Annotated in this window: 22 protein-coding genes and 1 pseudogene; 10 read left to right on the top strand and 13 right to left on the bottom strand. The window is 72.3% G+C overall.

Annotated elements, in window-relative coordinates; genetic code table 11:
• Window positions 1-104 precede the first annotated feature (104 nt).
• Entirely contained in the window at window positions 105-1,622 is a 1,518-nt protein-coding gene (locus ACSMXW_RS01165) for an ABC transporter substrate-binding protein (protein WP_485808544.1), read from the bottom strand.
• A gap of 419 nt (window positions 1,623-2,041) precedes the next feature.
• Here ACSMXW_RS01165 and ACSMXW_RS01160 point away from each other — a divergent pair, with 419 nt between their 5' ends.
• From ACSMXW_RS01160 to ACSMXW_RS01150, 3 genes are all read left to right on the top strand, one after another.
• Window positions 2,042-2,896, top strand: a complete 855-nt coding sequence (locus ACSMXW_RS01160) for an IclR family transcriptional regulator (protein ID WP_485803262.1) — start codon at window positions 2,042-2,044, stop codon at window positions 2,894-2,896.
• A complete protein-coding gene (locus ACSMXW_RS01155; RefSeq protein WP_485803260.1) occupies window positions 2,893-4,068 on the top strand; it encodes a serine hydrolase domain-containing protein in 1,176 nt (391 codons plus the stop codon). The genes ACSMXW_RS01160 and ACSMXW_RS01155 overlap by 4 nt, the downstream gene beginning before the upstream one ends.
• A 326-nt stretch (window positions 4,069-4,394) precedes the next feature.
• The gene (locus ACSMXW_RS01150; RefSeq protein ID WP_485803259.1) at window positions 4,395-4,814 is read left to right on the top strand and encodes an OsmC family protein; all 420 of its coding nucleotides are present in this window, start codon (window positions 4,395-4,397) and stop codon (window positions 4,812-4,814) included.
• 208 nt (window positions 4,815-5,022) lie between these two features.
• Here ACSMXW_RS01150 and ACSMXW_RS01145 read toward each other — a convergent pair whose 3' ends face one another.
• Genes ACSMXW_RS01145 through ACSMXW_RS01135 form a run of 3 tightly spaced genes read right to left on the bottom strand, consistent with a single transcriptional unit; the run spans window position 5,023 to window position 9,261 of the window.
• Window positions 5,023-7,356 (bottom strand): dipeptide ABC transporter ATP-binding protein, encoded by a 2,334-nt coding sequence (locus tag ACSMXW_RS01145; protein WP_485803258.1) that lies wholly within the window; start codon window positions 7,354-7,356, stop codon window positions 5,023-5,025.
• Window positions 7,353-8,267: an ABC transporter permease gene (locus tag ACSMXW_RS01140; RefSeq protein ID WP_485803257.1), complete on the bottom strand. Its 915-nt coding sequence runs from the start codon at window positions 8,265-8,267 to the stop codon at window positions 7,353-7,355. Before ACSMXW_RS01140 ends, ACSMXW_RS01145 begins: the two co-directional genes overlap by 4 nt.
• Window positions 8,268-8,280: 13 nt before the next feature.
• The gene (locus tag ACSMXW_RS01135; protein ID WP_485803255.1) at window positions 8,281-9,261 is read right to left on the bottom strand and encodes an ABC transporter permease; all 981 of its coding nucleotides are present in this window, start codon (window positions 9,259-9,261) and stop codon (window positions 8,281-8,283) included.
• A 179-nt stretch (window positions 9,262-9,440) separates the two neighbouring features.
• On the opposite strand from ACSMXW_RS01135, the gene ACSMXW_RS01130 reads away from it, so the two are divergent.
• Entirely contained in the window at window positions 9,441-11,132 is a 1,692-nt protein-coding gene (locus ACSMXW_RS01130; protein WP_485803253.1) for an ABC transporter family substrate-binding protein, read from the top strand.
• Between the two features lie 97 nt (window positions 11,133-11,229).
• Here the strand turns inward: ACSMXW_RS01130 and ACSMXW_RS01125 are convergent, their stop codons facing one another.
• On the bottom strand, window positions 11,230-12,375 hold the full coding sequence (locus ACSMXW_RS01125; protein ID WP_485803252.1) for a glycoside hydrolase family 88 protein: 1,146 nt from the start codon (window positions 12,373-12,375) through the stop codon (window positions 11,230-11,232).
• A gap of 518 nt (window positions 12,376-12,893) precedes the next feature.
• Between ACSMXW_RS01125 and ACSMXW_RS01120 the strand changes: the two genes are divergently transcribed.
• Window positions 12,894-13,235, top strand: a complete 342-nt coding sequence (locus ACSMXW_RS01120; protein ID WP_485803250.1) for a hypothetical protein — start codon at window positions 12,894-12,896, stop codon at window positions 13,233-13,235.
• Window positions 13,236-13,300: 65 nt separating this feature from the next.
• Here ACSMXW_RS01120 and ACSMXW_RS01115 read toward each other — a convergent pair whose 3' ends face one another.
• The 3 genes and pseudogenes from ACSMXW_RS01115 to ACSMXW_RS01105 all read right to left on the bottom strand — a co-directional run.
• Window positions 13,301-14,113, bottom strand: coding sequence for an alpha/beta fold hydrolase (locus ACSMXW_RS01115; protein WP_485803249.1), 813 nt, complete (start codon window positions 14,111-14,113; stop codon window positions 13,301-13,303).
• Between the two features lie 102 nt (window positions 14,114-14,215).
• Entirely contained in the window at window positions 14,216-14,452 is a 237-nt protein-coding gene (locus ACSMXW_RS01110) for a hypothetical protein (RefSeq protein ID WP_485808588.1), read from the bottom strand.
• A gap of 95 nt (window positions 14,453-14,547) precedes the next feature.
• Window positions 14,548-14,921, bottom strand: a pseudogene (locus ACSMXW_RS01105) (PP2C family protein-serine/threonine phosphatase); the annotation flags it as partial.
• A 376-nt stretch (window positions 14,922-15,297) separates the two neighbouring features.
• Here ACSMXW_RS01105 and ACSMXW_RS01100 point away from each other — a divergent pair.
• From ACSMXW_RS01100 to ACSMXW_RS01090, 3 genes are read left to right on the top strand one after another with little or no spacing between them, the layout of a single operon-like run.
• The gene (locus tag ACSMXW_RS01100; protein ID WP_485803247.1) at window positions 15,298-16,770 is read left to right on the top strand and encodes an extracellular solute-binding protein; all 1,473 of its coding nucleotides are present in this window, start codon (window positions 15,298-15,300) and stop codon (window positions 16,768-16,770) included.
• The gene (locus tag ACSMXW_RS01095) at window positions 16,767-17,699 is read left to right on the top strand and encodes a carbohydrate ABC transporter permease (protein WP_485803246.1); all 933 of its coding nucleotides are present in this window, start codon (window positions 16,767-16,769) and stop codon (window positions 17,697-17,699) included. Before ACSMXW_RS01100 ends, ACSMXW_RS01095 begins: the two co-directional genes overlap by 4 nt.
• Entirely contained in the window at window positions 17,696-18,517 is an 822-nt protein-coding gene (locus tag ACSMXW_RS01090; protein ID WP_485803244.1) for a carbohydrate ABC transporter permease, read from the top strand. The genes ACSMXW_RS01095 and ACSMXW_RS01090 overlap by 4 nt, the downstream gene beginning before the upstream one ends.
• Window positions 18,518-18,690: 173 nt before the next feature.
• Here ACSMXW_RS01090 and ACSMXW_RS01085 read toward each other — a convergent pair whose 3' ends face one another.
• A complete protein-coding gene (locus tag ACSMXW_RS01085; RefSeq protein WP_485803243.1) occupies window positions 18,691-19,245 on the bottom strand; it encodes a ketopantoate reductase family protein in 555 nt (184 codons plus the stop codon).
• A 92-nt stretch (window positions 19,246-19,337) separates the two neighbouring features.
• Here ACSMXW_RS01085 and ACSMXW_RS01080 point away from each other — a divergent pair, with 92 nt between their 5' ends.
• Entirely contained in the window at window positions 19,338-19,949 is a 612-nt protein-coding gene (locus ACSMXW_RS01080; protein WP_485803241.1) for a TetR/AcrR family transcriptional regulator, read from the top strand.
• Between the two features lie 132 nt (window positions 19,950-20,081).
• Here ACSMXW_RS01080 and ACSMXW_RS01075 read toward each other — a convergent pair whose 3' ends face one another.
• From ACSMXW_RS01075 to ACSMXW_RS01060, 4 genes are all read right to left on the bottom strand, one after another.
• Window positions 20,082-20,918 carry a carbohydrate ABC transporter permease gene (locus tag ACSMXW_RS01075; protein WP_485803239.1) on the bottom strand — a complete coding sequence of 279 codons (837 nt, stop codon included), beginning with the start codon at window positions 20,916-20,918 and terminating at the stop codon, window positions 20,082-20,084.
• A gap of 1 nt (window position 20,919) precedes the next feature.
• The gene (locus ACSMXW_RS01070) at window positions 20,920-21,804 is read right to left on the bottom strand and encodes a carbohydrate ABC transporter permease (RefSeq protein WP_485803237.1); all 885 of its coding nucleotides are present in this window, start codon (window positions 21,802-21,804) and stop codon (window positions 20,920-20,922) included.
• Between the two features lie 182 nt (window positions 21,805-21,986).
• Window positions 21,987-23,300 carry an ABC transporter substrate-binding protein gene (locus tag ACSMXW_RS01065; RefSeq protein WP_485803235.1) on the bottom strand — a complete coding sequence of 438 codons (1,314 nt, stop codon included), beginning with the start codon at window positions 23,298-23,300 and terminating at the stop codon, window positions 21,987-21,989.
• 115 nt (window positions 23,301-23,415) lie between these two features.
• A complete protein-coding gene (locus ACSMXW_RS01060) occupies window positions 23,416-24,435 on the bottom strand; it encodes a LacI family DNA-binding transcriptional regulator (RefSeq protein ID WP_485803234.1) in 1,020 nt (339 codons plus the stop codon).
• A gap of 190 nt (window positions 24,436-24,625) precedes the next feature.
• On the opposite strand from ACSMXW_RS01060, the gene ACSMXW_RS01055 reads away from it, so the two are divergent.
• Entirely contained in the window at window positions 24,626-25,972 is a 1,347-nt protein-coding gene (locus ACSMXW_RS01055; protein WP_485803232.1) for a glycoside hydrolase family protein, read from the top strand.
• Window positions 25,973-26,179 lie beyond the last annotated feature (207 nt).

Here is a 26,179-nt window from a genome sequence, read left to right as displayed (position 1 = left end):
GCCGCCGCCGGGCCCCGCGCCGCCGCCGGGCCCCGCGCCGCCGCCGGGCCCCGCGCCGTCGCCGGGCGCCGCGCCGCCGCGGGCGCGCCGGAAGGAGAGGCCGCTCATCGGGAGACCTCCGCACTCGCCATGTCGAGCACTCCCGCCGCCCCCGGCCGCCAGTGCGGCCGGTCATTGCGGGCGTAGATGGTGTCGGTCTGGTAGAGGAAGACGAACGGAGCCTCCTCGCGCATCAGCCGCTGAAGGTCCGAGAAGGCCCGCTCGCGCCGCGCCGGGTCCACGGACAGCTCCTCGAGGTCGACCAGGTGGTCCGCCTCCTTGGAGTGCCAGCGGCTCTGGCGGCGGTCGCTGCGGACGTTCGACTGCACCATGCTCTCGCCGTCCAGCGTCCACACCGTGCTGGCCGCCAGGTACATCGGCCCGAGCGCACCGTGGTCGGTGCTGGTCAGCCGCTCCGAGTAGGTGCCGGGGTCGAGCAGGTCGACCTTGGCGTGCACCCCGGCCCTGGCCAGCAGCCCGGACAGTGCCTCGGCGACGTTCGAGTCGACGTTGGAGGCGGTCAGGGTGGTGCTGAAGCCGTGCGGGTGGCCCGCCTCGGCGAGCAGCCCCCGCGCGGTGGCCACGGATCGGGTGAACGGCCTGATGGCCGGGTCGAACCCGAAGGCGCCGCGCGGGACCATCGCCGGCACCTCGCGGGCCTTGCCCCCCAGCACCGCCTTGATCAGCAGCGGGACGTCGATGGCGTGGTTGAGGGCCTGGCGTACCCGCCGGTCCCGCAGCGGCCCCTCGTCGAGTGTGTTGAGGGAGAGGTACGAGGTGCGGATGCCGGTGTGACTCTCCAGCGTGACGCCGGTGTAGCCGTCGAGCTGCTGGGCGGCGTCCGGGGTGAGCCCGGTGACCAGGTCGACACCGCCGCTCTGCAACGCGGCAAGCGACGACGAGGCGTTGGGCGCGGGGCTGAAGACCAGCTCGTCGACGCGCGGCCGGCCATTCCAGTGTCCGGGCCAGGCACGCATCCGCAGCTCGTGGTCGCGCTGCCAGCGGACGAACGTGAACGGTCCGGTGCCCACGGGATGCGTGGCGAACGCGTCGTCGCCGACGTCCCTCAGATGGCGCGGCGGCACCACGACACCGCCGAACAGCGACAGCTTGTCGGGCAGGATCGGGTCGTGCAGTGTGGTGTGCAGGTCCACCGTCAACCGGTCGACGACGGTGACGCCCTTGACGTACCGCAGCTCCACGATCGGCGACTTGGTGGCCGGGTCGAGCAGCCGCTCGATGCTGAACTTCACCGCCGCCGCGTCGCACGGCTCGCCGTTGTGGAACCGCACCCCGGGGCGCAGCCGGAACCGCCACACCAGCGGGCCCCTGGTCGACCAGGACAGCGCGAGCCGGGGGCGCAGCCTATTGTCCCGGCCGCGGGTGGTGAGGGTGTCGAACATGTTGATGAGGGCGTTCATCGACACCATGTCGCCCTGCTTCTGCGGGTCCATCGTCTCGGGATCGCCCGGCTGGGAGACCCGCAGCACATTGCCCGCCCCGCGACCCGGCGAGGCGCCGCACCCGGTCAGCAGCGCCGGTGCGGACAGTGCCGGGACGAGCAGCCCGCCCAGGCGCAGCACGCTCCGCCGGGACGCCCGCACCGGGCCCGGCGCGCCGCCCCGCCCACCGGCCCCGCTCCCGGCGCGGCCCACCGGACCGCCGCCCGCGATGTGCTCCGGGCCGCCCGCTGGGGAGCCCATGGACGCGCTCGCGGAGGAGCCCGCCGGCCCGTCTGCGGAGGAGCCCACCGGCCCGCCCGCGGGGGAGCGGCCCGAGTCGGGCGCCGGGCAGGGAGCCGGCCCGATCGCCGGGGAGCGGTCCGGCCCGCTCGGTGGCGCGGCGCCCGGAATTCCGTCCCGGTCCGGTGTGTCGCGGAGGGCCGGGGGCCCGGCTCCCTCCGCCGTGTCGCGTTGGACCACGGTCCACCTCCGGCCCATCGTTCCGTTGAGCATGATGAGCGTTCCGGAAAACGGAACGCGGTGGGGTTAAGCTAGGCGACATGGTGAAACCGGTCAACACCTCTGCCAGCGCGCACGAACCCGGGAAGGGCCCGGTCGACAAGGCGATGGAGGTGCTCGACGCCCTCGCGCGGGCGGATGGTCCGCAGCGACTCGGCGAGATCGCCCGCCGTACCGGTCTCACCAAGCCCACCGTCCACCGCCATCTGCGGACCCTCGCCGACTGCGGCTTCGCCCAGCAGACCGAGGGCGGCGCGTACCGTGCTGGGCCGCGCCTGCTGGGCCTGGCGGCGGCCGCCCTGCACGCGGGCACCGACCTCCGGCTCACCCGCCCCGTCCTCGCGGACCTGCGCCGCCGCACCGGTCAGCTCGCCCACTACGCCGTACGGGACGGGGCCGAGGCCGTCCACCTCGCACTGTCCGAGCCCGCCGGCGAGTACCGGATGGCCATCGAGCCCGGCGACCGTGCGCCGCTGCACTCCAGCGCCGTCGGTCTCGCCATGCTGTCCGCGCTGCCCGCTCCCGAGGCCGCCGCGGTACTGTCCGGCGCGCTGCTGGACGGCGCCGCGCTGCCCGCCCGCACCCCGGCCACTCCCACCGACCCCGCGGCGCTCCGCGCGGAGCTGGCGGAGACCGCCCGGCGCGGCTATGCGATCGACGACGAGTACGACGAGCCGGACGTGCGCTCCGTCGCCGCGCCCGTGCTCGACGCCGAGGGGCGGGTCGTGGGGGCGATCGGCGTCTCAGGGCTGACCTTCGCGCTGGACGACGCGAGCGTGGCGGTGTTCGGCCCCATGGTGCGCGCCGCGGCCCGCGCCGTCTCGACGGGCCTCGGCGGAGCACCGCCCCGGCTCGGCCCGGTGGCATCGGACGGGACGAAGGGCGGCCGGGCGTGAGCGCGCTCGCCGGTCTGCTCGCCGCGGGGCGTGAGCGACGTGTGTACTCCGGGGCCGCCTGGTCGGTGGGCACCGCCGACGGCCCGCTCGACCGTGGCTGGACGGGCACGAGGAGCTGGGGCGGCGACGGCCTCGGCGACAGCGCCGGCGCCCCCTACCGCGCCGGGGCGGCCCGTGGTGCTCCGGACGGGACGGCCGGGCAGGGCCGCGGTACCCCGGACCGTACGGCGGAGCCGGACGGCGGCGCTCTCGACGGCGACGAGCTCTGGGACCTCGCCTCCGTCACCAAGCCGATCGTCGGGCTCGCCGTGCTGGCTCTCGTCGAACGGGGTGCGCTCGCCCTCACCGACACCGTGGGCGGCCACCGCCCCGAGTACCGGGGCGGCACCGCCGCCGGCCTGACGGTGTACCAGCTCCTCACCCACACCTCCGGGCTGCCCGGGCGGATCCCCCTCTACCGCTCCTACCCGACCAGGGCGGAACTGCTCAGGGCGCTCGGCGAACTGCCCCTGCGGGCCGCGCCGGGCACCCGGGTCGAATACTCCTCACAGGGCTTCATGCTGCTCGGCCTGGTCGCCGAGGCCGCCGCGGGCCGGCCGCTGGACGAGCTGGTGGCGGACCTGGTCTGCACGCCGCTCGGCATGACCGGCACGGTCTTCAGGCCGGACGCGGCGGGCCGGGCGCGCGCGGTGGCCACCGAGCGGTGTCCCTGGCGCGGCCGCACCGTCGTCGGCGAGGTGCACGACGAGAACGCCGTGGTGCTGGGCGGCGTCTGCGGGCACGCCGGACTCTTCGCGCCGCTCGCCGACCTGGAGCGGCTGGGCCGCGCCCTGGCCGGCGGCGCCCGCGCGCTCCTGCGGCCCGACACCTTCGCGCTGATGACGGCCCCGCACACCGACACCCTGCGACTCCGCCGCTGCCTCGCCTGGCAGGGCCAGGACCCCGAGGGCTCACCCGTGGGTGACTCCTTCGGCCCGGACGCCTACGGGCACACCGGCTTCACCGGCACAAGCATCTGGCTCGACCCCGCCACCGGCCGCTATGCGGTCCTGCTCACCAACCGCGTCCACCCGACCCGCGAGGGACGGGGCATCGAGGCCGTACGGCACGCGTTCCACGACCGGGCTGCGGAACTGCCGCCCGCCGGGCCCGGGGCCGTCGCGCGGCAGTGACACCACGTCCACCGTCCCCCGGCAGACCCCGAGGGTGTCACCGGCGCGCACGGTCGGAATGCCGGCGGGTACGCCGGATGGCTGCGCCGGCCGGGTGTCGGCGCGCGGTGCGGCACCGGTGGTGCTCGAATGACGGAGGGCACCTCCGCACGGACCGCGCACCATCGGCCCGGCGACCGGAACACCCGCGGCCGGAACGCCAGGACGACCGGGACGCCAGGACGACCGGGACGCCAGGACGACCGGGACGCGGGCCGCGGCGGCCGGGGCGGGCCCGGAGCGCGAAGGCGACGCGGGAGACCGGACGAGGCGACGCGGGAGAGCAGATGACGGACACGGACCGGGCCCTGTACACGACCACGGTGGCGTCCCTCGGCGGGCCCGACCGTGTGGAGACCGTGGGCGACGGGGCGCACCGCCTGCTGGTCAGCGCGCCGCCGGCCCTGACGTCCACGGACCGCCAGGCCTGGAACCCCGAGCAGCTCTACGCCGCCGCCGTCGCCTCCTGCCTCCACCAGGCGCTCGGCGTCGTCGCCAGTGAGACCGGCGCGGACCTGACGGGCAGCGAGGTGCACGCGGCGGTCACCCTTGAGCATGCCGGGGCGCTCCGCTACGACTTCACCACCCGGGTCAGCGTCCACCTCCCGCGCGTCGACGCCGGCCGGCGCTCCGCCCTGATCGAACAGGCCATGAGAAGCTGCCCCATGGCCGCCGACATCCAGCTGGAGGAGGCCGCCACACCGTAGGCGGCGCGGGCCCGGGCGTGCGGGGCCGCTGCGTCACCGGCCCCTGCGGGCCCGCGCGCCCACCGGCCCGTACGTCCCCGGACCCGGGTGGGCGCCCCACCCACCCGCCGACCCGTATGCCGACCGGCCCGGCGTCCAGCCCCGTACGTCCACCGATCCGTACACCCCTCGCCCCGCGCCCACCGGACCGTCCCCCGGTCGACGGGGGTCAGACCACCGTCCGCGCCCGGGGGAAGTGGCAGGCCGTCAGCTGGTCGGGGCCCTGGGGAAGCAGAGCGGGGCGCTCCGTCTCGCAGCGTGTCCGGTCCCCGGCGTCCAGCCGGGCGAACACCGGGCAGCGGCCGCGGAACCGGCAGCCCGGGTCGCGGTGCGTCGGGCTCGGCGGGTCCCCGGCCAGCAGGATCCGCTCCCGGCGGCGCTCCCGCGGGGGATCCGGCAGCGGCACGGCGGACAGCAGCGCCTGGGTGTAGGGGTGCCGGGGCCGCGCGAAGACCTTGTCCACCGCGCCCGCCTCCACCGTCCGCCCCATGTACATCACGCTCACCCGGTCCGCGATGTGCCGCACCACGGACAGGTCGTGCGAGACGAAGAGGTAGGCGAGGCCCAGCTCCGCCTTGAGCTGCTGGAGGAGGTTGAGCACACCCGCCTGGATCGACACGTCGAGCGCGGACACCGGCTCGTCGAGCACCAGCAGCCGGGGGCCGACCGCCAGCGCCCGCGCGATGCCGATGCGCTGTCGCTGCCCGCCGGAGAACTCGTGCGGAAAGCGCGCCGCGTGCTCCTGCTCCAGCCCGACGAGCTCCAGCAGCTCCGGTATCCGGCGGCGGATCGTCGCACGGTCGGTGCCCAGCGCCTGCAGTGGCTCCGCGATGATGTCGGCGACCGTCATCCGGGGGTCGAGGCTGGCCATCGGGTCCTGGAAGACGATCTGCACCCGGCCCCTCAGCTCCTGGGCCTGACGCCGGGTCAGCCGGGCGGTGGACCGCCCGAGGACCTCGATCTCACCGCTCTCCGGCGGCCGCAGCCCCAGGATCTCGTAGAGCGTGGACGACTTCCCGGACCCCGACTCGCCCACCAGCCCGAGTGTCTCGCCGCGGCCGACCTCCAGCTCGACCCCGTCGACGGCGTACACACTGCCCGTCCTGCGCTTGAAGACACTGCCCTTGTAGAGCGGGAACGTCTTGTACAGCCCGCGCACGCTGAGCACCGGTCCCGCGTCCCCCGCCGGGGCCGGCTCGGCGGCGGGGGACGGCAGCGCCGGCACCGGGAACACGTCCGCAGGCCCGAGGCGGCGCGCCAGGATCTCGTCGGCCCGTATGCAGGCAGCGAGGTGGTCCGCGTCGGGCCCGGGCCCCGGTGCAGGGGGAGCGGTGGCGTCCGGGCGCGTCCCCGTCCCGCTCCGGCTCCGGCCCCCGGGCAGCAGTCCCGGTTCGGCCGTGCGGCAGGCGGGCTCGGCGAGCGGGCAGCGCGGCGCGAAGGAGCACCCGTCGGGCAGCGCACCGGCCGCGGGCGGCGACCCCGGGATCGGCACCAGCACGGTGCGGGACGGCACGCCGCCCGAGCCACCGGCGTCGGACCCGTCGCCCCTGCCCGAGCCGTCGGCGTCGAACTCGCCGCCCCTGCCCGAGCCGTCGGCGTCGGACCCGCCGCCCCCGCCCGAGCCGCCGGCCCCCGACTCGCCGCTCCCGCCTGAACCACCGGCCCCCGACTCGCCGTCACCGTCGGGACCCTCGCCCCGGACAGCAGCCCGCTCCGGCGCCGGCAGTGCCCCGTCCAGCCGGGGCACGGCGCCCAGCAGGCCGAGTGTGTACGGCATCCGGGGCCGGGCGAACAACTCGTCCACGGGTGCGGTCTCGACGATCCGGCCCGCGTACATCACGGCGACCCGGTCCGCGCTGCCCGCGATCACGCCGAGGTCGTGGCTGACGAGCACCATGGCCGCCCCGGTCTCCCGCTGCGCGGTGCGCAGCACATCGAGGACCTGCGCCTGGATCGTGACGTCGAGAGCCGTGGTCGGTTCGTCCGCGAGGATGACGTCGGGGTCGTTGGCGACGGCCATGGCGATCATGGCCCGCTGCCGCATGCCGCCCGAGAACTCGTGCGGGAACGCTGCGGCCCTGAGCTGCGGCTCGGGTATCCCGACGAGATCGAGCAGCTCCACGGCGCGCTGCGCGGCCTTCTCCTTGGGCACGTCCTGGTGCGCACGGATCGCCTCGGCGATCTGCTCGCCGATCCGGTAGACCGGGGTGAACGCCGACAGCGGGTCCTGGAAGACCATGGCCACGCGGTTGCCGCGGACGGTGTTCAACAGGCTCTCGCCCGCCCCCAGCAGCTCGGTTCCGTCCAGGCGGACCGAGCCGGTGGCCGTGGCGCCGTCCGGCAGCAGCCCCAGGACAGCCAGCGCGGTGACGGACTTGCCGGACCCCGACTCGCCGACGATGCCGAGGACTTCGCCCCGGCGCAGCGTGAGGTCGAGCCCCCGCACCGCCGGGGTGCCGCCGAAGCGGACGGTGAGGTCGCGGACCTCGAGGAGAGCGCTCACGCCCGTGCCTTTCGCGCCGTCGGGTCGAACGCGTCACGCAGCCCGTCCCCGATGAGGTTGACCGCGAGCACGAACACCACCAGCAGCCCGGCCGCGAAGAAGAACATCCAGGGGTAGGTCACCGCCGCGCCGGTGTTGTCGGCGATGAGGGTGCCCAGGGAGACGTCGGGCGGCTGCACACCGAACCCGAAGTACGACAGGGCGGTCTCGCTCATCACCGCGCCGCCCACCGCGATCGTCGCGTCGATGATCAGGAACGAGGCGATGTTGGGCAGGATGTGCCGCACGATGATCCGCGCGGGCCGCACCCCCATGTACCGGGCCGCCCGCACGAACTCCCGCTCGCGCAGGGACAGCGTCATCGACCGCACCACCCGTGCCGTGATCATCCAGGCGAACAGCGTGAGCAGTCCGACGAACGCGAGCCACCCCGTCGCCCTCAGCCGCGGCGCCGCGATCGCGATGATCAGGAAGCTGGGGAACACCAGCAGCAGGTCCACCAGGAACATCAGGCCCCGGTCGGTCCAGCCGCCGAAGTAGCCCGCGCTCGTCCCCACCACCGCCGCGAGCACCGTCGCCACCAGGCCCACCAACAGGCCGATCAGCAGTGACTTCTGCAGGCCGCGCACGGTCTGTGCGAAGACGTCCTGGCCGATGCGGTTGGTGCCGAACCAGTGGTCGGCGGAGGGGGCCGAGCGCAGCGCGGTGTAGTCGATGTCGGCGTAGGACCAGTGCGTCAGGAACGGGCCCGCGAAGGCCAGCACGAACAACAGCACCACCACGACCACCCCGGCCACGGCACTCCTGCGGGCCAGGAACCGGCGCAGCACCGTCCTGCCGCGGCCCGGCAGGGCGGCCGCGCCCAGCGGCGCCTCGACGGCGGCGGCCGCCACCACACTCTCGGTCGTCATGTCCGGATCTCCCTCAGCTCCGTACCCGCGGGTCGAGCGCCGCGTGCAGGACGTCCGCCAGGAAGCCGGACAGCAGGACGACGACGGCCGCGAAGGCGGACACGGCCACCACCGAGTTGACGTCCTCCTTGCCGATCGACTCCACCAGCCACTCGCCCATGCCGTGCCACCCGAACACGATCTCGGTGAAGGTGGCCCCCGTGAACAGCGCCAGGAAACCGTACGAGAAGTAGGTCGACATGGGGATCAGCGCCGTACGCAGCCCGTGCCGCAGCAGCGCCCGGCCCCGGCTCAGCCCCTTGGCGCGCGCCGTGCGCAGATAGTCAGCGCCGAGCACGTCCAGCATGGTGTTGCGCTGGTAGCGGCTGTAGGCGGCGATGGTCACCAGGCCGATGGAGAGCGTGGGCAGCAGCAGGTGCACGCCCCGGTCGCGCAGCAGAGCCAGCGCGCCGCCGTGCAGGTCGGGGTCCTTCTCGCCGGTGAACTGGATCAGATCGGTGCCCAGCACCGAGTTGAGCTTGATGGCGCCGATCTTCAGCAGCACCGCGAGCAGGAACGTCGGCGTGGACAGCAGCAGGAACGAGGCGAGGGTCACCGCACGGTCGGAGATCCGGTACTGCCGCACCGCCGTCCAGGCGCCGGCCAGCACGCCGACGACGGTACCCAGCACCGTCCCCGTGATCAGCAGCCGCAGGCTCACCCCTAGCCGCCGGACCAGCTCGGCCGTGACCGAGGTGTCGTCGATGGTGCGCCCGAAGTCGCCGTGCACCGCGCCCGTGAGCCAGTGCCAGAGCCGCTCGGGCAGCGGTGTGTCGCCGTTGATGCCGAGCACCGTGAGCTGGGCGCTGACGGTCTCCGGGGAGGGGCGGGGCTGGCGTCCCTCGAAGTAGGCGCGCGGATCGAGCGCCGTGGAGGCGAGCACATACGAGATGCAGACGGCGGCCACCAGCAGAACAGCGTAGTAACCGAGCCTTCTGGCCAGATAGGCCGTCACAGGGTGTTTCCTCTCTCCGCTCGACCACCAGTCGATCTTCGTATCAGAACATTGCTGCTCTGTTAAGAGGGAATGTCAGATGCGCGGAGACGGGTACGGCCGGGCGGTTGTGGATCTACCATCCCCACGGCTGCGCCGCACGCTCCCCGTGCCGGCCTTGTATGTACCGGAGGAACGTCATGTCCAGACCCTCGCGCCCTGTCACGCTCACCGTCGCCGCCGTCTCGGCAGCGCTGGTGATGGCTGGATGTGGCTCCTCCGGCGACTCCCACGAGGCGCGCAAGAACGGCACGGCGCCCGCGGCCGATGCCCAGGCCGTCAACGCCCAGCCCGTGTCGGACGTACGCCAGGGCGGGCGGCTCAAGCTCTCCGTCCAGAAGTGGGTCCACCAGTACAACTGGTACCAGGTGGACGGCACCGACGGCGACGCGGTGGCCATCCTGGAGCAGGTCGAGCCGGTGCTGATGCCCCGCGACGCCAAGGGCGTCCCGCACCCCGACCCCAACTTCCTGCTCTCCGTGAAGGTCACCTCGACCAGTCCGCAGGTCGTGACGTACAAGCTCAACCCGAAGGCCAAGTGGTCCAACGGCAAGCACCTGAGCTACCGCGACTTCCAGGCCATCTGGAAGGCGGTGGGCGGCGGCGACGACAGGTACCTGGTGGCCGACTCCAGCGGCTACGACCAGATATCCAAGGTGGCACGCGGCGCCGACGACCAGGAGGTCGTGGTCACCTTCAGCAGGCCGTACGCGGACTGGCAGCGGCTCTTCCGCCCGCTGCTGCCGGCGGACGGCATCGACACGCCGGAGAAGTTCAACAAGGGCTGGATCGAGCGGATCCCGATCACCGGCAGTTCCTGGAAGATCAAGTCCTTCGACAAGACCGGCCAGACCGTCTCCACCGTCCCCGACCCCAACTGGTGGGGCCCCAAGCCCAAGCTGGACTCGATCACCTACCGGGCCCTCGAACAGCCCGCGGACACCGAGGCCTACCTCAACAAGGAGATCGACTACGCGCCCGCCATCCTCCCCGAGGACTACAAGCGGCTCGCCAAGGCGCCGGGCACGGACATCAGGCGCGGCGCCCGCTGGGACGAGGTGCACATCACGCTGAGCGACCGGGGTCCCCTCAAGGACCTGAAGGTCCGGCAGGCGCTGGACCTCGCCATCGACCGCAAGGGCATCGTGGCGGCCTTCGCCAAGGACCTCGACTTCCCGGTGCAGACACTCGACAACCACTTCTTCATGCCGAACCAGGCCGGGTACGAGGCCAACGCCGGCAAGTGGGGCACCTTCGACCTGGCGGGCGCGAAGAAGCTGCTCGACGAGGCCGGCTGGAAGGACAACGGCCCCGGCAGGCCCCGCACCAAGGCGGGGCAGCAGCTCAGCCTCGACTACGTCATCTCGGCGGGCACCTCGTCGGCAATGCTCGACCAGGCCCAGATCGTGCAGCAGCAGCTCGGCCAGGCCGGTTTCAAGATCAACATTCAGAAGGTCCCGGACGCCGACTTCTCCGACAAGTACCTGGACCGCGGCGACTTCGACCTGACCAGTTTCCGCAACGTCGACTACATCTTCCACTCCCAGCTCTTCCCGACCTTCCGGCAGCCGAAGGGCAAGCAGACCTATCTGAACTTCGGCGGCATCGGCTCCCCGGAGATCGACGAGCTGCTCAGCCGGGCGGCGGGGGAGACGGACGTCGCGAAGTCCAACGCCCTCTACAACCAGGCCGACACCAAGATCTGGGCCGAGGCCCACTCCATCGAGCTCTACCAGCGGCCCCAGATCCTCGCGGTCCGCTCGGGCCTCGCGAACTTCGGCGCCAGCGGGCTCGGTGACCTCGACTACACGAAGGTGGGCTGGGAGAAGTAGGTGTTCTGCCGGGACGGTTCGCCGCGGGGCGCCGACGGGCCCCGTGGCCGGCTCCCCGTCAGGGGCGCGGGGACGGCTCCCCGCGCCCCTGTCACGGTCAGGACGCGAGCGCGGCAAGCTCGGTACCGGCGAGCAGGAATCCGCCCACGCCGAAGTCCGAGGTGCTGTCGTAGGTGACGGGCTGGCTGGAGTCGGGCCGGTCGCCCACCCCCTGCACATAGCCCAGGAAGCCGTCCGGATGGACGGCCGTCGCGACCAGCCCGTTCCAGGCCCGGGCGGCCACCGGGAGCCAGGTCGCCCGGTCGACCAGCCCCGCGCCGACCGCGTACGCCGTGCCGTACGTGAAGAACGCGGTGCCGCTGGTCTCCGGACCCGGGAAATGGTCCGGATCGGCCAGGTTGACGTTCCAGAACCCGTCCGGGCGCTGGATCGGCCCCAGCGCCGTCACCAGCCGCACCAGGGCGTCGCGGTACTCGGCGGCGTGGTCCGCATCGTCGGGAAGGGCCTTGAGGGTCTTCACATGTCCGCCGGCGACCCAGCCGTTGCCGCGGGACCACACCACCGGTTTGCCGTTCGGCGACCCGATCCCGCCGGGCAGGAAGTTGTCGTCGCGGTACCAGAGCCCGGTCCCCGCGTCGTACAGGCCGGGCCCGCCCTGCACGTTCTTCGTGTGGTCGTACAGCTTGTACAGCTTGTCCCAGAACGCGGGGTCCGCGCGCAGTCTGCCGAAGCGCGCGAACGGCGGCATGCCCATGTGCAGGGCGTCGTCCCACCACCAGTCGTCGTTCTTGTCCGGCTGGTCCGTGATCATGTGCCGCAGCGTCGCCTCCGCCGCGGCGATCTTCTGCTCGTCGGGCCCGGCCTCGTAGAGGTCCAGATAGGCCTGGATCGCCGTGAAGTCGTCCGCGTTGCGGGTGGTGGTGCCGCCGGATATGCCGTACGAGTGCTGCTCGGCCCAGGCCCGCGTGTAGTCGAGGTAGCGGCCTTCCCCGGTGAGCCGGTGGAGCGCCATCAGCCCGCTGTAGAAGGTCGCGCGGGCCCATTTGTTGTCGCCCGCCCCGTTGGAGGAGATCCAGTGGTCGGCGACGCGCCGCAGGACCCTTGTGATCTCGGCACGGGAGGGCAGCCGGCCGGACGGGGGCTCGGCCGCCGATGCGCTGCCGCGGGCGCCCGGGAAGGCGCCGAGCACCGGCGCCGCCACGGCCAGCGCGGCTCCTCCGAGCAGTAGCCGTCGTCTATCCATGTGAACCACCTTCCTTGACGCGGAATCACCCATCATGAAGGTCTGTACCTTTGCTCGTCCATGGTGCGGAAGCCACTCTTCATCTCGGGCGGCGGCATCCCGACCATCGGTGGAGCCGCCCCGACGCCTCCTGAGCTGATTCATGCGAGTAAGTAATGTTCCTCTACGTGAACAACCGGCTCCTGGTGAGCGGGCGATCTGCTCCGGCCCTCGGGCACGGGAGAGCGGCGCCGGCGGCCCCTTGGGAGGCACCCGGAGAGCGATGCCGGCGGCCCTTCGGAGGCACCGGGAAACGGACGTGCGGCCGGGACCGGGGGATGTCACCCTCTTCCGGGTGACCTCGACCGAGACGAGCCGGTCCCACCTGCGCGGCCGGTCGCCCGCCGCCGCGTCCACCGGCGTCCTCCGCCGCGTCTTCTGGTACACGCCGGGAGCGTACCGAGCCACGCGGTCGGCCGAGCGGATGCGGCGCTGCTAGTCTTCCGCCGTCGCATTGCCCACGGACGGAGGACGGCGCCATGGCGTCTGGGGTGTGGCCCGGGGATGAGATACGCACCACCGACCGCGTCTGGCGCTGGGCGGCCTTCCTCGTCGTCCTCGCCGACCTCGCCCTGACGGCGTTCGAGATCCGGCACTACGACGGTGCCTACGACGACTGCGGCCTGGACGACCACGCCTGCCGGCAGGGCGTCAGCCACCACCTGGACACCTCGCACACCTGGCTGGCCGTCGCCGCCGTACCCCTGGTCGTGGCACTCTTCCTGCCCCTGAGGCAGCGGACGACGCCGTGGCGCATCGCCTGCGTGGCGGTCCTCGCGCTGTGCTTCCTGGCCAGGCTGATCCTGATGGTGTCCACCTGACGCCCCCGCCCCGGCAGTCGGAGAGGCCACCGCGCCCTGGCAGCCGGGGCGAGGCAGCCGCGGACTCATCCCCTGTGGCGGGCCACGAACTCCTCGACCGTCGTGGCGACCAACGCGGGATCCTCCAGCGGCATCGCGTGGCTGACCCCCGGCAGCACCCGGGTCTCGGAGTGCGGCAGCCACGAGGCGAGTTGGGCGCTGCGCGCCCGGTGGGGCGTGCCCAGCCGTTCTCCCTCCCCGCCCACGACCAGCAGGACGGGAGCGGTGACGGCGGCTGCCTCCGCGGATCCGAAGGACCACGCGGCGAAGGCGGCGGCCTCGGCCGTGAAGAAGTACCGGCTGCTCGCGACGGCCGCCCGCAGCCCGTCCTCGCCGAGCTCGCGGACGAACACCTCGCGGAAGCCCGACCCGCTCACACCCCCGAGGAAGAGGTCGAAGGCACGCGCGTAGTCGCCCTCGCGGGCCGCTTCGACAGCGCGGGGCATCGCCGGTTTCCCGGGCTCGTCCGGCGCATAGGGGAACGCGGGCTCCAGGAGGACGAGTGAACGCACCAGGTCGGGCCGGGCCTGGGCGAGTTGCAGCGCGACCGAGCCGCCCGTGGAGTGCCCGGCCACGTGGGCGCTCGGCACGCCCGCCGCCTGAAGAACCCGCACGGCGTGCCCGGCGTGGGCCGCCACGCCGGCACCGCCCGCCAGATCCTCGCTCTGACCGTACCCGGCCCGGTGCACACGCAGCACGCGGTACCCGTCCTCGACGAGGCGCCGGCCCGCGGGGGCGAACCAGTCCGCGGAGAAGGAGCCGTGCAGCAGCAGCACTGCGTCACCCTCGCCCTCGTCCGTGTAGGCGATCCGTGCGTCGCCTGTGTCCACCGGCCTCATCGCCGTTCTCCCTCGCATGCCCTCGGGACCGTCTTGGCTGTCTGCCGAGGCGGTCGCTCCAAAACGCCCTTCCCCTGATCAAAGGGGCAGAGCGGACGGTGCTCACGGTATCCGCTCCCGGTTCAGCCCATGTCGTGCGCGTCCGGCGCGTCCCACGCCCCTGCGCACGCTGTCCGCGGGCGTGGTGTCCTCCGGCAGACCGGCGAGGGCCTCGACGTCCTCCGGCCGGTAGGGGGTGGGGCCGTTCCACTCCAGGAGCAGCACGGTGGCGTCGTCGCTGAGATGCCCCTCGTGGTGCAGAAGGTGACGTCGGAGCAGGCGGCGCAGCGTCCCGGGCACCGGCAGGCCGGCCTCCCGGGCACCGGCAGGCCGGCCTCCCGGTGCCGGGCGAGGAAGTCGGTGAAGCGGGCCAGTCCGAACTCCTCGCCCATCCGGTTGCGGGCCTCGGTGATGCCGTCCGTGTAGAGCAGCAGCCGGTCCCCGGGCTGCAGCCGGGCCCCGCACACCGCGGCGGGCAGGCCCAGGTCGGTGCCCATCGGTGGCGCGGGAGGACAGAGCAGCAGGAAGGCGTGCCCCTGCGGAGTACCACGGGCGGATGGTGGCCGCGGCTGGCCCAGGTGAGCCTCCCGCTGCGGGTGTCCAACTCGGCCAGGATGCCGGTGGCGTACCGGGCGCCGTCGAACCGCTCCATGAGCGCCCTCTCGACCGCCTGCGCGGTTCTCCATGCCCCGCTGCGCTGCCGCCGGTGGTTGCGGGCCGCGGCCATGGCGAGGTTCGCGGTCAGACCGGCCGCGGTGTCGTGGTCCATGGCGTCGAACAGGCTCAGATGGACGACGTCCCAGGCCCCGATCACCCGACCTACCCACCGGGGACGCACCCGTACCGCGTCCCGGCCGGGCCTCGCCCTATCGGGCACCGCGTGCGGGCCATTCGGCGGCCGGTGCGGCACCAGCCCGAGCCGCGCCCGCCCCGGATCCGCGGCGCCCTCTCCTTGACCCGCCGAGCCCCAGCGGGTATCACGTCCCTCGCTCCCGGACGCCGGCACCCCGGGGGACGTGCGCGCCGAGGGGACGACCGGTACCGGGGGAGAGGATGACATGTCCACACAACGAACGGACGCCCGGACGCCCCACGCCCCGGACGCCCCACGCCCCGGACGCCCCACGGCAGGAAGGCCCCATGCGATGAACCCCGACCCCGCCCCGGCCGCCCGGCGCGGGCGGACCACCGGTGCCCTCGCCCTGATCGCCTGCGCCACCCTGCTCGCCGCGGCCTGCGTGCCCGGCACCGACGGCTCGGGCGCGGCCCGCGGCGGCGTCGGGGGAGGCACCGCGATACCCGACCCCGGCAGGGCCGGGAAGGTCACCCTGACGGTCTGGGACCAGGAGGTGCGCGGCGGCCAGAACGCCGAGATCGAGCGGCTCAACCGCGGATTCGAGGACCGGTACCCGAACGTGCGCGTCAAACGGGTCGCCCGCAGCTTCACCGACCTCAAGACCACGCTCAAGCTCGCGATATCCGGCAACCACCCGCCGGACGTGATCCAGGCCAACCAGGGCTACCCCGACATGGTCTCCTTCGTGCGCGCCGGCCTGCTCACGCCGCTCGACGACTACGCCGGGATCTACGCCTGGAACACCCGCTACCCCGGCACCCTCCTCGACCTCAACCGGGTCTCCGCCGACGGGACGCGCTTCGGCACCGGCCGTCTCTACGGCATCTCCCAGACCGGGGAGTACATCGGCGTCTACTACAACAAGGACATCCTCGCCAGGGCCGGCCTGCGACCGCCTGCGACCTGGCGGCAGTTCAGCGCGGCGCTGCCCAGGCTGAAGCAGCGGGGCCAGCTGCCCGTGCAGTTCGGCAACCTGGACAAGTACCCTGCGATCCACCTCTTCGGAGTGCTCCAGGACGAGGCGGGCGGCGCGACCGGGACCCGGGACACCGTCCTCGGCCGCGGCCCCGGCTTCGACAACTCCGCCACCCGCGCCGCCGCCCGGGAACTCGCGGACTGGACCAGGCGCGGCTATCTGCCGCCCGGCGCCAACGGCACCGGCTATGACGCCGCCGCACGGCAGTTCACCGCCGGCAGAGGCGCCTTCCTCATCACCGGCACCTGGGAACTCGCCGACCTGAAGAAGACCATGGGGAACTCCCTCGGCATCATGCCGCCCCCGCCCGGCGAACCCGGCGGAGCGCCCGTGACCACCGGCGGCCAGGGACTCGCCTGGTCCATCACCTCCCGGTCGAAGCACCCCGACGTCGCCGCCGCCTACCTCGACTTCCTCACCGACGCCCACGCCGCCGACGTGATGACAGAGGAAGGCGTCCTCCCCGTGCTGCCGGGGAAGGCGGCCCACCGGCTCCCCGCGAACCGCGCCGAGGGGCAGATGGTCGCCGGCTGGGAACGGCTCAACGCCCACGACGGTCTCGTGCCCTACCTCGACTACACCACCCCGGACTTCTACGACTTCCTCGCCGCGAAGCTCCAGGACGTCATCGGCGGCCGGCTCCCCCCGGACGACCTGCCCACCGCGATGCAGCACGAGTACGCCTCGTTCACGGCACGGCAGAACGCACGCCGGGGCGGCGGGCAGGGCGGCGCGGCGCACCTCGACGCGGGGCAGGCCGGTGCCGGTCGGCAGGCCGCCCGATGAGGCCGGCACGCGGCGCGGTCCGCTTCCGGGACCGCGTGCGCGCCCGCTACCGCCGGCGGGCGCCCGGCGAGCCGCGCGCCGTCGGCTACCTGTACGTCCTGCCCGCACTCGCCCTCTACGCCGTCTTCCTGCTCTTCCCGTTCGGGCAGAGCGTGTGGCTGTCGCTGCTGCACTGGGACGGCCTGAACGTGGCCACCTGGGCCGGCTGGGACAACTACCGCGACCTGGTCGCCGACCGCTCGCTCCGGGCGGCCTTCCTGCACGCGCTGGTGCTGCTGCTGTTCTACGCCGCGCTGCCGGTGGCCGTGGGGCTCCTGCTCGCCGCCGCGCTGACGCGCTTCCGGGTGCGCGGCATGACCTTCTTCCGCACCGTGCTGTTCCTGCCGCAGGTGCTGGCGATGGTCGTGGTCGGCGTGACCTGGCGCTCGATCCTCGCCCCCGACGGGCTCGTGGACGACACCCTGCGGCTGCTCGGCCTCGGTGCCCTGGCCCGCCCCTGGCTCGGCGACGGCACCTGGGCGCTGCCCGCGGTCGGCGTGATCGGCACCTGGGTCGAGACGGGGCTGTGCCTGGTGCTCTTCCTCGCCGGCGCCCAGCGCATCCCCCGGGAGCTGTACGAGGCGGTGCGCCTGGACGGGGCGGGGGCCCTGCGGGAGTTCCGCACCGTCACCCTGCACGGGCTGCGCCCCCAGGTGGCGGTCGCGCTGACCCTCACCATCGTGGCGGGGCTGCGGAACTTCGACCTGGTCTACATCACCACCGGCGGTGGCCCCGGGAACGCCACGTCCGTGCCCGCGTACGAGGTGTACCACCGGGCCTTCGAGACCGGCGAGGTCGGCTCCGCCGCCGCACTGGGCGTCGGCCTGACGGTACTGATCTTCGTGCTCACCGTCGTGGTGGCACGGCTGGCGGAGGGGCGCAGCGCATGACGGGCCGATTCGAACGCGGTGTCACCTACGCCATCCTGTCGGTCTTCACCGTCCTCAGCCTCACCCCCGTCCTCGGTGTCCTCTCCACCGCGCTCGCCCCGGGCGGTGCCTCGGGCACCGGGTTCCGGCTGCCGTCGGGACTCGACTGGGGGCACTTCTCCGCCGCCTGGAGCCGCGGCCACTTCGGCACCTACCTGGTCAACTCGGTACTGGTCACCACCGCCGTGGTGGTCGTCGGCGGGCTGCTGTCCATACTCGCCGCCTACGCGTTCGCCGTGCTCCGATTCCCCGGCTCCACGGTGCTCTACCACCTGTTCGTCATCGGGCTGACGCTCCCCGAGGAGGCCCTGGTCGTGCCGCTCTACTTCGATCTGCGGAGCTGGCGGATGACCGACACCTACTGGGGGCTGATCCTGCCGCAGACGGCGCAGTCCCTCGCCTTCGGCGTGTTCTGGATGCGCACGTACTTCCGGCACAGCCCCCGCTCCGTCATCGAGGCCGCGCGGATCGACGGGGCCACCAGCTGGACCACGCTGTGGCGCATCCTGGTCCCCATGGGCCGCCCGGCGGTGTCGACGATGGTCGTGATGGTCTTCATGTGGACCTGGAACGAGTTCCTGATCGCCCTCGTCATGGTCAGCGACGAGCGCTACCGGACCGTCCCCCTCTCCCTCGCCTTCTTCCAGGGGCAGTACGGCTCCGACACGGCCCTGCTCGCGGCCGCCTCGGTCCTCGTCGCGCTGCCCGTGGTCGTCGTCTACGCCGCCCTGCAGCGCAGGTTCATCGCGGGCATGCTGAGCGGCTCCGTCAAGGAGTGACCCCCGCGCGTCCCTCACGGAGTGACCCTCGCGTCCCTCATGGCACGTCCCACCGTGCCCCACCGGTCCTCCTGGCGTGGCGACCCCCAGCCCGGACGCGGCGATCCGACGCGCTCACGCAGGCTCTCGCGAGTCGCGCGCCGGGCCCACGTCCCGGCATCCGCGGCCCGACCTCATCGTGCGGCACACGTCATGCGCACCCCGCGCGGCGAGATCACTGTCAGGACCGGACCGCAGACCGGCACCGCGCCGAAGACGCCGACGCGCAGCCGGACCACGTCGGCGCTCTGCGGCAGGGACTCCGTGAACGCGAGCGGTGCGCGCAGCAGGGGCACGGTGTGACCGATCAGCGGCGCCGCGCCGCGGTCGGCCACGTCACCGCTGAGCCAGGCGACCTCCAGGCGGTTGCCGCGTTCGATGTCGTGGTGCATGGAGGAGGTCATGTCGGCGGGCACCCGGTCGGTGAACGCCAGCCGGTCATCGGCGTAGTCCTCGGGCAGCGGCACGCCCTGCGCGCGGGCCACCTGCACCACCTCGTCCATCACGCCCCGCAGGAACGCCCGGGAACGGGGGTGGTCGCGGATCGGGCCGATGGGGGAGCGCGCCGTGGTCGTCGTGGCCGAGAGCCCCACCAGGAAGACGAACTTCTCCCAGACGGCCCGCTCGATCGCGTCGCTGACCTCGACATCGATGCCGCTTTCCGCGCAGGCGTCGCGGAACGCCCGCACACGCGGTGAGAGCCGGCCGTCGTACTCGCGAGCCGGGCGCCGAAGTAGCCGCCCACGCCTCCCGCACCCACGACCGCGATACGCATGACACCGTGGGACGCAAGCGTGGATTCGATGTCCAGGACGCCCTCGACGCGGCTCTTGAGACCTTCTGGGAGCATGGCTTCGACGCCACGTCGATGCAGAGTCTGTGCCGTGCCATGGGCTTGCAACCGGGCAGCGCCTATGTGGCGTTCGGCAGCAAGCGGGACCTGTTCGTCGCCGCCGTGCGCCGCTATGCCGAGACGGTGTCGGCCGAGGCGGTCGCCCTGATCAACTGCGCGCCCAGCGGCCTGGGGGGCATCCGGGCGTACTTCGCCCACCTGGTGGACGCGATGGTCGACGGCAAGCGCCGCTGGGGCTGCCTGATCACCAACTCGCTCGTCGAGTTCGCCGAACGGGACCCCGAGCTGGCCGGCATGGTCCGGATCCATCTGGCCAATCTCCAGACGAGCTTCGCCGCCGCCCTCGCCCGGGCCCGCGCCGAGGGGGAACTGCGGCCGGGCGCCGGTCCCGACTCGGCCGCCCTCCTGGTGGCCGTCGTCCAGGGCATGAACGTGATGGCCAGGAGCCGCCCCGGGCGCCAGGCCCTCCAGACGGTGGCCGATACCGCGCTGGCCGGCCTGCTGCCCCCACCCACCGGCCCCTCGCCCACCGGTTCCTGACGGCACTGCCGCACGCGGGGCGTGCGGCGGCGGCCGCCGAGGGCGATACGACTCCGCGCCTCCGTCCGTCGGCAACGGGACGGACGGCTGACGGGAGCGGCCTTGCGGACCTGGGGCGCCGCTTACCGTTCCTCAGCCCTTGACCGCGGAGCTGGCGATGCCCTGGACGAACCAACGCTGGAAGAAGGTGAAGACGATCAGGACGGGCAGGACCAGGAGGACTCCGAAGGCGAGGATCTGGCCCCAGTCGGGAGGCTGCTGGCCCTGGAAGACGCTCAGCTCCAGGGGCAGGGGACGGACCGAGGGGTCGGAGACCATCAGGACCGGCCAGAGGAAGGAGCCCCACTGGGTGAGGAAGGTCAGGATCGCCACGGAGGCGAACACGGGCCTGCTCATCGGCACCACGATGGCGAAGAAGGTCCGCCAGGGGCCGGCGCCGTCGATGCGGGCGGCTTCCTCGATGCTGACGGGCAGCGCGCGGAAGAACGTGGCGAACTGGTAGATGGAGAAGGCGTTGGCGACGAAGGGTACCGCCTGGATGACAAGGGTGTTGCGGGCCCCGTTGAACAGGTAGAACAACGGGACGGCGACCGCTTCGAAGGGCACCAGCATCAGGAGCAGGATCAGGGCGAAGAGCGCCGGGCTGCCGCGCCAGCGCAGCCGGGTGAGCCCGTAGGCCGCCATCGAGTTGACGACGAGGCCCCCGAGGACGACCACCGCCGCCAGGAGCAGGGAGACCCCCATGAAGTGCCAGAAGTAGCCGGTGCTGTCGGAGTCGAGGGCGGCCAGGACCGCCCGGTAGTTGTGCAGGGTCAGATGGGTGGGCAGGAAACCGGACAGGCCGCTGAGTACCTGGTCGGACGGCTTGAGGCTGCCGAGGAACAGGTACAGGGCGGGCAGGACGAAGATAAGGGCCAGCACGCTCAGGACGAGGTAGTCCAGGGTCCGGCCGAGCGGCGTTCGGGTCATCTCAGTCCTCCGGGTCGGGGCGCACGAAGCGGCGCTGGAGCAGCGTCAGGACGACGACGATCAGGAAGAAGACAACGGTCACCGCGGCGGCCTGCCCGATGTCGTTGCGGTCGAAGGCAGTGGTGACGGCCTGGTACATCACCGTGTGAGTGGCGTTCTCGTTGAGCCCGCCACCGCGAATCAGGATGTAGACCTGGTCGAAGACGCGGAACGACAGCACGGAGGTGAGCAGGGCGACGAACACCAGGGTGTTGCGGATTCCGGGCAGCGTCACGTGGCGGAACCGCTGCCAGCGGCCGGCGCGATCGAGTTGGGCGGCCTCGTGGAGTTCGGCCGGTATCTGCTGGAGACCCGCGAGCAGGATCACCATCTGGAAGCCGACGCCCTGCCAGATGGACAGCACGATCACCGAGACCATGGCGGTGGCGGCGGAACCGAGCCAGTCGTGGGCGCCCCAGTGGCCGAGGCTGAGGTGGTGCAGGACGGAGTTGAGCATGCCCTGGTCGCTCCGGGCGAGGATCAGCCGCCAGACGACGGCGACCAGCGCCATGGGGAAGACCACCGGCATGAAGAACAGCGAACGGAAGAAGCCGATGGCCTTCAGCGTGCGGTTGAGCAGGATCGCCAGGCCGAGGGCCAGTGCGGTCTGCACGGGTACCACGACGGCGGCGAAGACCAGGTTGTTCAGCAGGGCCCGCAAGAACGGGCCGGACAGGTCCGGATCGGTGAACAGCCTTCGGTACTGCTCCAACCCGAAGAAGCGGGGCGGCAGCGGGGAGCCGAGCCGCACGTTGTAGAAGGACAGCACGACGGCGTAGCCGAACGGCACACCGACGAAGGCGATCAGGCCGACGAGCGCGGGCGCGGACATCAGCAGTCCATGCACCCATTCGCGGCTTCTGCGCACGGGCCGTCCGGGCCGTCCGGGCCGTCCGGACGCAGGCGGCGGCGCCGGTACCCGGCCCCCGGCCAGGGCCTGCGCGGGGCTGTCTGAGGTCACGGTGGGGTCCTGTTCCCGGCCGCTGAGCCGGGATCCCGTTCACAGGGATCCCCGCCGGCCGATGTGTGCTACGGGATCTTGTAACCCTGGTTGTCCGAGAAGTCCTGGTCGATGGCCCTCGCGGCCTTGGTCAGGGCCGCCTTGGGATCGGCTCCGCCGAAGACCGAGTTCAGTGCCTCGCTGAACTGCGAGGTGATGGCCGGGTAACCGGCGGTCACGGGCCGGGTGACGGCGACGCAGGACGAGGTGATGTGCGTGTCACCGCAGGGCTTGGCGAGCTGGTCCGCGAGGAGCTGGAGCGGTCCGCCGGGCTTGTAGAGGGGGCTCTTGGCGAGCGCGGTCCTGGTCGCCGGCGGCGCGCCGTTCGCCGTGGTCATCGCCGAGACGTTGGTGTCATCGAGCAGGTAGTCCAGGAACGCGCCGGCGGCCTTCCCGTTCTTGGTGTCGGCGCCGATGCCCCAGGTCCACGAGCCCTGTCCGGTCTTGGGGCCGTTGCCGAAGTCCGGGAGGGGCAGCACCGTCAGGTCGGAGCCGAGGGCCTTGTGGTAGGCCGGGTACATCCAGTGTCCGACCCAGCTGAGGGCCACCCGGCCCTTGGCGAAGGCGTTGCCGTCGGTGTTCGGGTCGGTGTACGTCTTCCATGACTGGAAGGTCCTGAGCGCGGAGACCGCGCCGGGGGAGTCGATGGCGCCGGCCGCCTTGCCGTTCTTGAGCAGGGCGCCGCCCGCGGACCAGACGATCGGTGCGAACTGGTACGTACCGGCCTCCGTGTCCAGGCCGGTGTTCTCCTGGATGTCGAGGCTCTTGCCGTCCGGGTCCCGGGCGGCCAGCTTCCGGACCGCGTCCGTGAACTGCTTCGCGGTCCAGTCGTCGGACAGGCCGGTCGGGTAGCTCACGTCCGCCGCCTTGAGCAGCTTCTTGTTGGCGAACAGGCCCATCCCGGAGTCGTACATGCCGAGGGCGTACAGCTTGCCGCCCACCGTTCCCTCGGCTTTGACGGCGCTGGTGGCGTTGGCCACCGTCTTGCCGGAGACGTATGAGGTGATCGGGGTGATCTTCCTGTTGTAGACGAAGTTGGCGACCGTCGGTCCGTCCATCTCCAGGACGTCCGGGAGCTCGGAGGCGTTGGTGGTGGTGATCGTCTTGGTGTAGTCGTTCTGGGGTATCAGCTTCAGCTTCACCCTGATCTTGTGCTGTGAGCTGTTGAAGCCCTGTACCGCCTTCTGCAGGGCGGTGTCCTCGTTGGTCTGCCCCTGGTGGCCCCATACGGTGATGACGCCGGAGCCGTTGCCCGCGGACGCCTTGGCGGGCGTACCGCCCGTGCCGCAGGCGGCCACAGCCACCAGCGGCAGGGTGAGGGCGAGGCCGGTCAGGCTTTTCATGGGCAGCCGTCGTTCCCTGACGGACATGATCTCTACCTCCGTGTTGTGTGGATCGCGTTGAACGTGTGCGCGCGCCCACGGAGCCGTCGGCGGCGGCCGGCCCGCACCCCGGGGATCACTGGGGACGACGCGGGTTGGGCGGGGCGGTGGTGTCGCGGAGCTTCAGACGGATGGGAAGCTGCACGTGGGCGGGCGGTGCGAGGTCCGTGTGCTCCAACTGCCGCAGCAGCAGCCCGGCGGCCTGTGCGCCCTGGGCCGCGACGGGCTGGGCGATGGTGGTCAACCCGATCACGTCGGCCAGTTCGTGGTCGTCGAAGCCGATGATCGACACGTCGTCGGGCACCCGGAGCCGGTGCAGCCGCAGCGCCCGCAGCGCGCCCATCGCCATCTCGTCGGACTGTGCGAACACCGCCGTCGGTGGCCGGGAAGCGGCGAGCAGTTCCGTCATGGCGCGCTCGCCGCCCTCGACCGTGTAGCCGCCGTCCGCCTCCAGAGCAGGGTCATAGGCCAGCCCGGCGTCCGACAGAACCTCCAGGTACGCCTGTCTCCGCTGCACCGGTGCCGTCCAGTGCTGCGGTCCGCTGTCACCCGAGATCATGCCGATCCTTCGATGCCCGAGGTTGACCAGATGCCGTACCGCACTCTGCGCACCGGCCCGGTCGTCGATGCCCACCACCGTGAAGCCCGGTCTGGGCTCACCCACGATGGCGGCCAGCGGCACGCCGAGTGATCGGAGCGCGTCCGCCTCGTCGTCGTCGGGCACCAGGAGCGACAGCACCGCGTCGACGCGTTTGCGTACCGGCAGCTTGGTGAAGAACCGCTTGCGCGCCTCCGGCGAGCCGAGGTTGTACAGCAGGACGTCGTATCCCGCGGCACTGAGCACATGCTCCGCGGCGTCCACGACGGTGCCGAAGAACCAGCGTCCGACATACGGCACGACCACTCCGATGCTGAACGTCCGCCCGCTGGCCAGGCTCGACGCGGAGCGCGACGCGGTGTAGCCCAGCGCGGCGGCCACCTCCACGATCCGCGCCCGCACTTCGTCCGACACCCCGGGCTGGCCGCGCAGTGCCCGGGACACCGTGGACGCCGATACCCCCGTGGCACGAGCGACGTCAGTGATGCTGGCCGTCACCGTCACTACCTCCGATCCGGGCGCACATCCACGTGAGCCGCTGGCGACCAGACCGTAAAGCTGTGACAGTCAGTTGCGCAAGCGCTTGAGCTCAGTTTTACTGGGCGAGATCTTTGGTAGCTGGGATATCGCTGCTGTAGTAACGCATACGTTTGCGTTATGCGAGCGAGCCAACCGACAGGAGCTGTCCGTGCGTTACGCCCCGCCCGGCCTGTGTGTGAACGACTTCGCGCTCATCCGCCACCCGGACGGCAGCCACACGGTGCTGCACCTCCAAGGCCCCTGGACCCGGGAGTTCGACCATCTGCGGATGGAGACCTCCTTCGGGCGGGCCACCACCACCGACCTGGTGCGCTGGGAGACGCAGGGCACCGCGTTCGGCAACGGACTGCCCGGTCGCTTCGACCAGCAGGCCGTATGGACCATGCACCCCCTCGCCCATGGCGACGGTCTTGCCATGTTCTACACCGGCGTGTCGGGACTCACGCCGGGCGGCTGGCCGCTGCAGTCGGTCGGCCTGGCCCGGTCGGACCGCGGGGACGGCACCTCCTGGCGCCGACACGGCACCGTGCCGGTGGTCGAGGCCGACCCGCGCTGGTACCGCACCGGCGAACGCATGGCCTGGCGGGACCCCTTCGTCGTGCGCGACGACGAGGCGGACGGCTGGCTCATGGCCGTCTGCGCCAGCGACGCGGCCCTGCCCGTCGAGACAAGCGGTTGCGTGGGCCTCGCCACCTCGGACGACCTGGAACACTGGACCGTCCACCCGCCGCTCCTTTCTCCCGGGGACGTCGACGAACTGGAGTGCCCGACGTTGGAGCGACTCGATGACGGGTCCTGGCTGCTCCTCGGTTCCATAGGCGCCACCCGCGGCTTCGAGTCCTGGACCGCGCCGAGGCTCCGCGGCCCCTGGACCCGCCATGGGCAGCTCGGCCCCACGGGCACCTACGCCCCCCGCATCACCACCACCGCCGACGGCTCCCGTGTCGTGTTGCACACCACGCCCCGCCGTGTCGGCCTCTCCGACACCGGTGACCGCTGCCGGGGCATGCTCGCCCAGCCGAAGCTCCTCGTCACCCCGCAGGGCGGGGCTCCCCACCTCGCCTGGTGGTCAGGCCTGGACCCCTGGCTCGGAGAGGAGACCGGCGAACCCGTCCTGCACGGTGTCGCCGACATCCCCGTCGCGGGCCGCCTGGAGGTGACCCTGCGCACCGACCGGCCCGGCGGTGCCGCCGCAGCCCTGGCCGTCCGATACGACGGCCGGGACCTCCGGGTCACGGGCCCGCACGGCACCACGCTCGACCGGACCATCCTGTCCCGGACGCCCGACACTCTGCGGATCCTCACCGTGGGGGAGTACGTCGAGGTCTACGCGGACGGCGTCTTCGTTCTGACCAGCCTGAGCTACGCGGGTCACCCCACACGGTGGACGCTGGCCGCGCCGGCCGGCAGGCGTCCTGTGCCGGTGCGGCCGGTCCGCCTGCCGTACCTGGACCGTGACGACGCCTCCGCGATCTGGCCCGGCCCGTCCGTCTGAACGGCGGCCTGCCGCCGCACCGTGCGCGGCTGCCGTGGCCCGGGCGATGAGAGCGAGCGCCGCCTTTCGACTCCGGCGGCTTCGCGCGATCGAGGTGAAAACTTCTCGGATTATTCATCGAACACTTTCGCATCGCAAGAGTCCGTGCTCTCCGGTCTCGGTCATGAGTGCAGGGGATACTCGCTGAAGACGTGAGGCTTTGATGGG

This window comes from Streptomyces sp. DSM 116793 (assembly GCF_057320905.1).
This window is presented reverse-complemented; position numbering and strand designations above follow the sequence as displayed.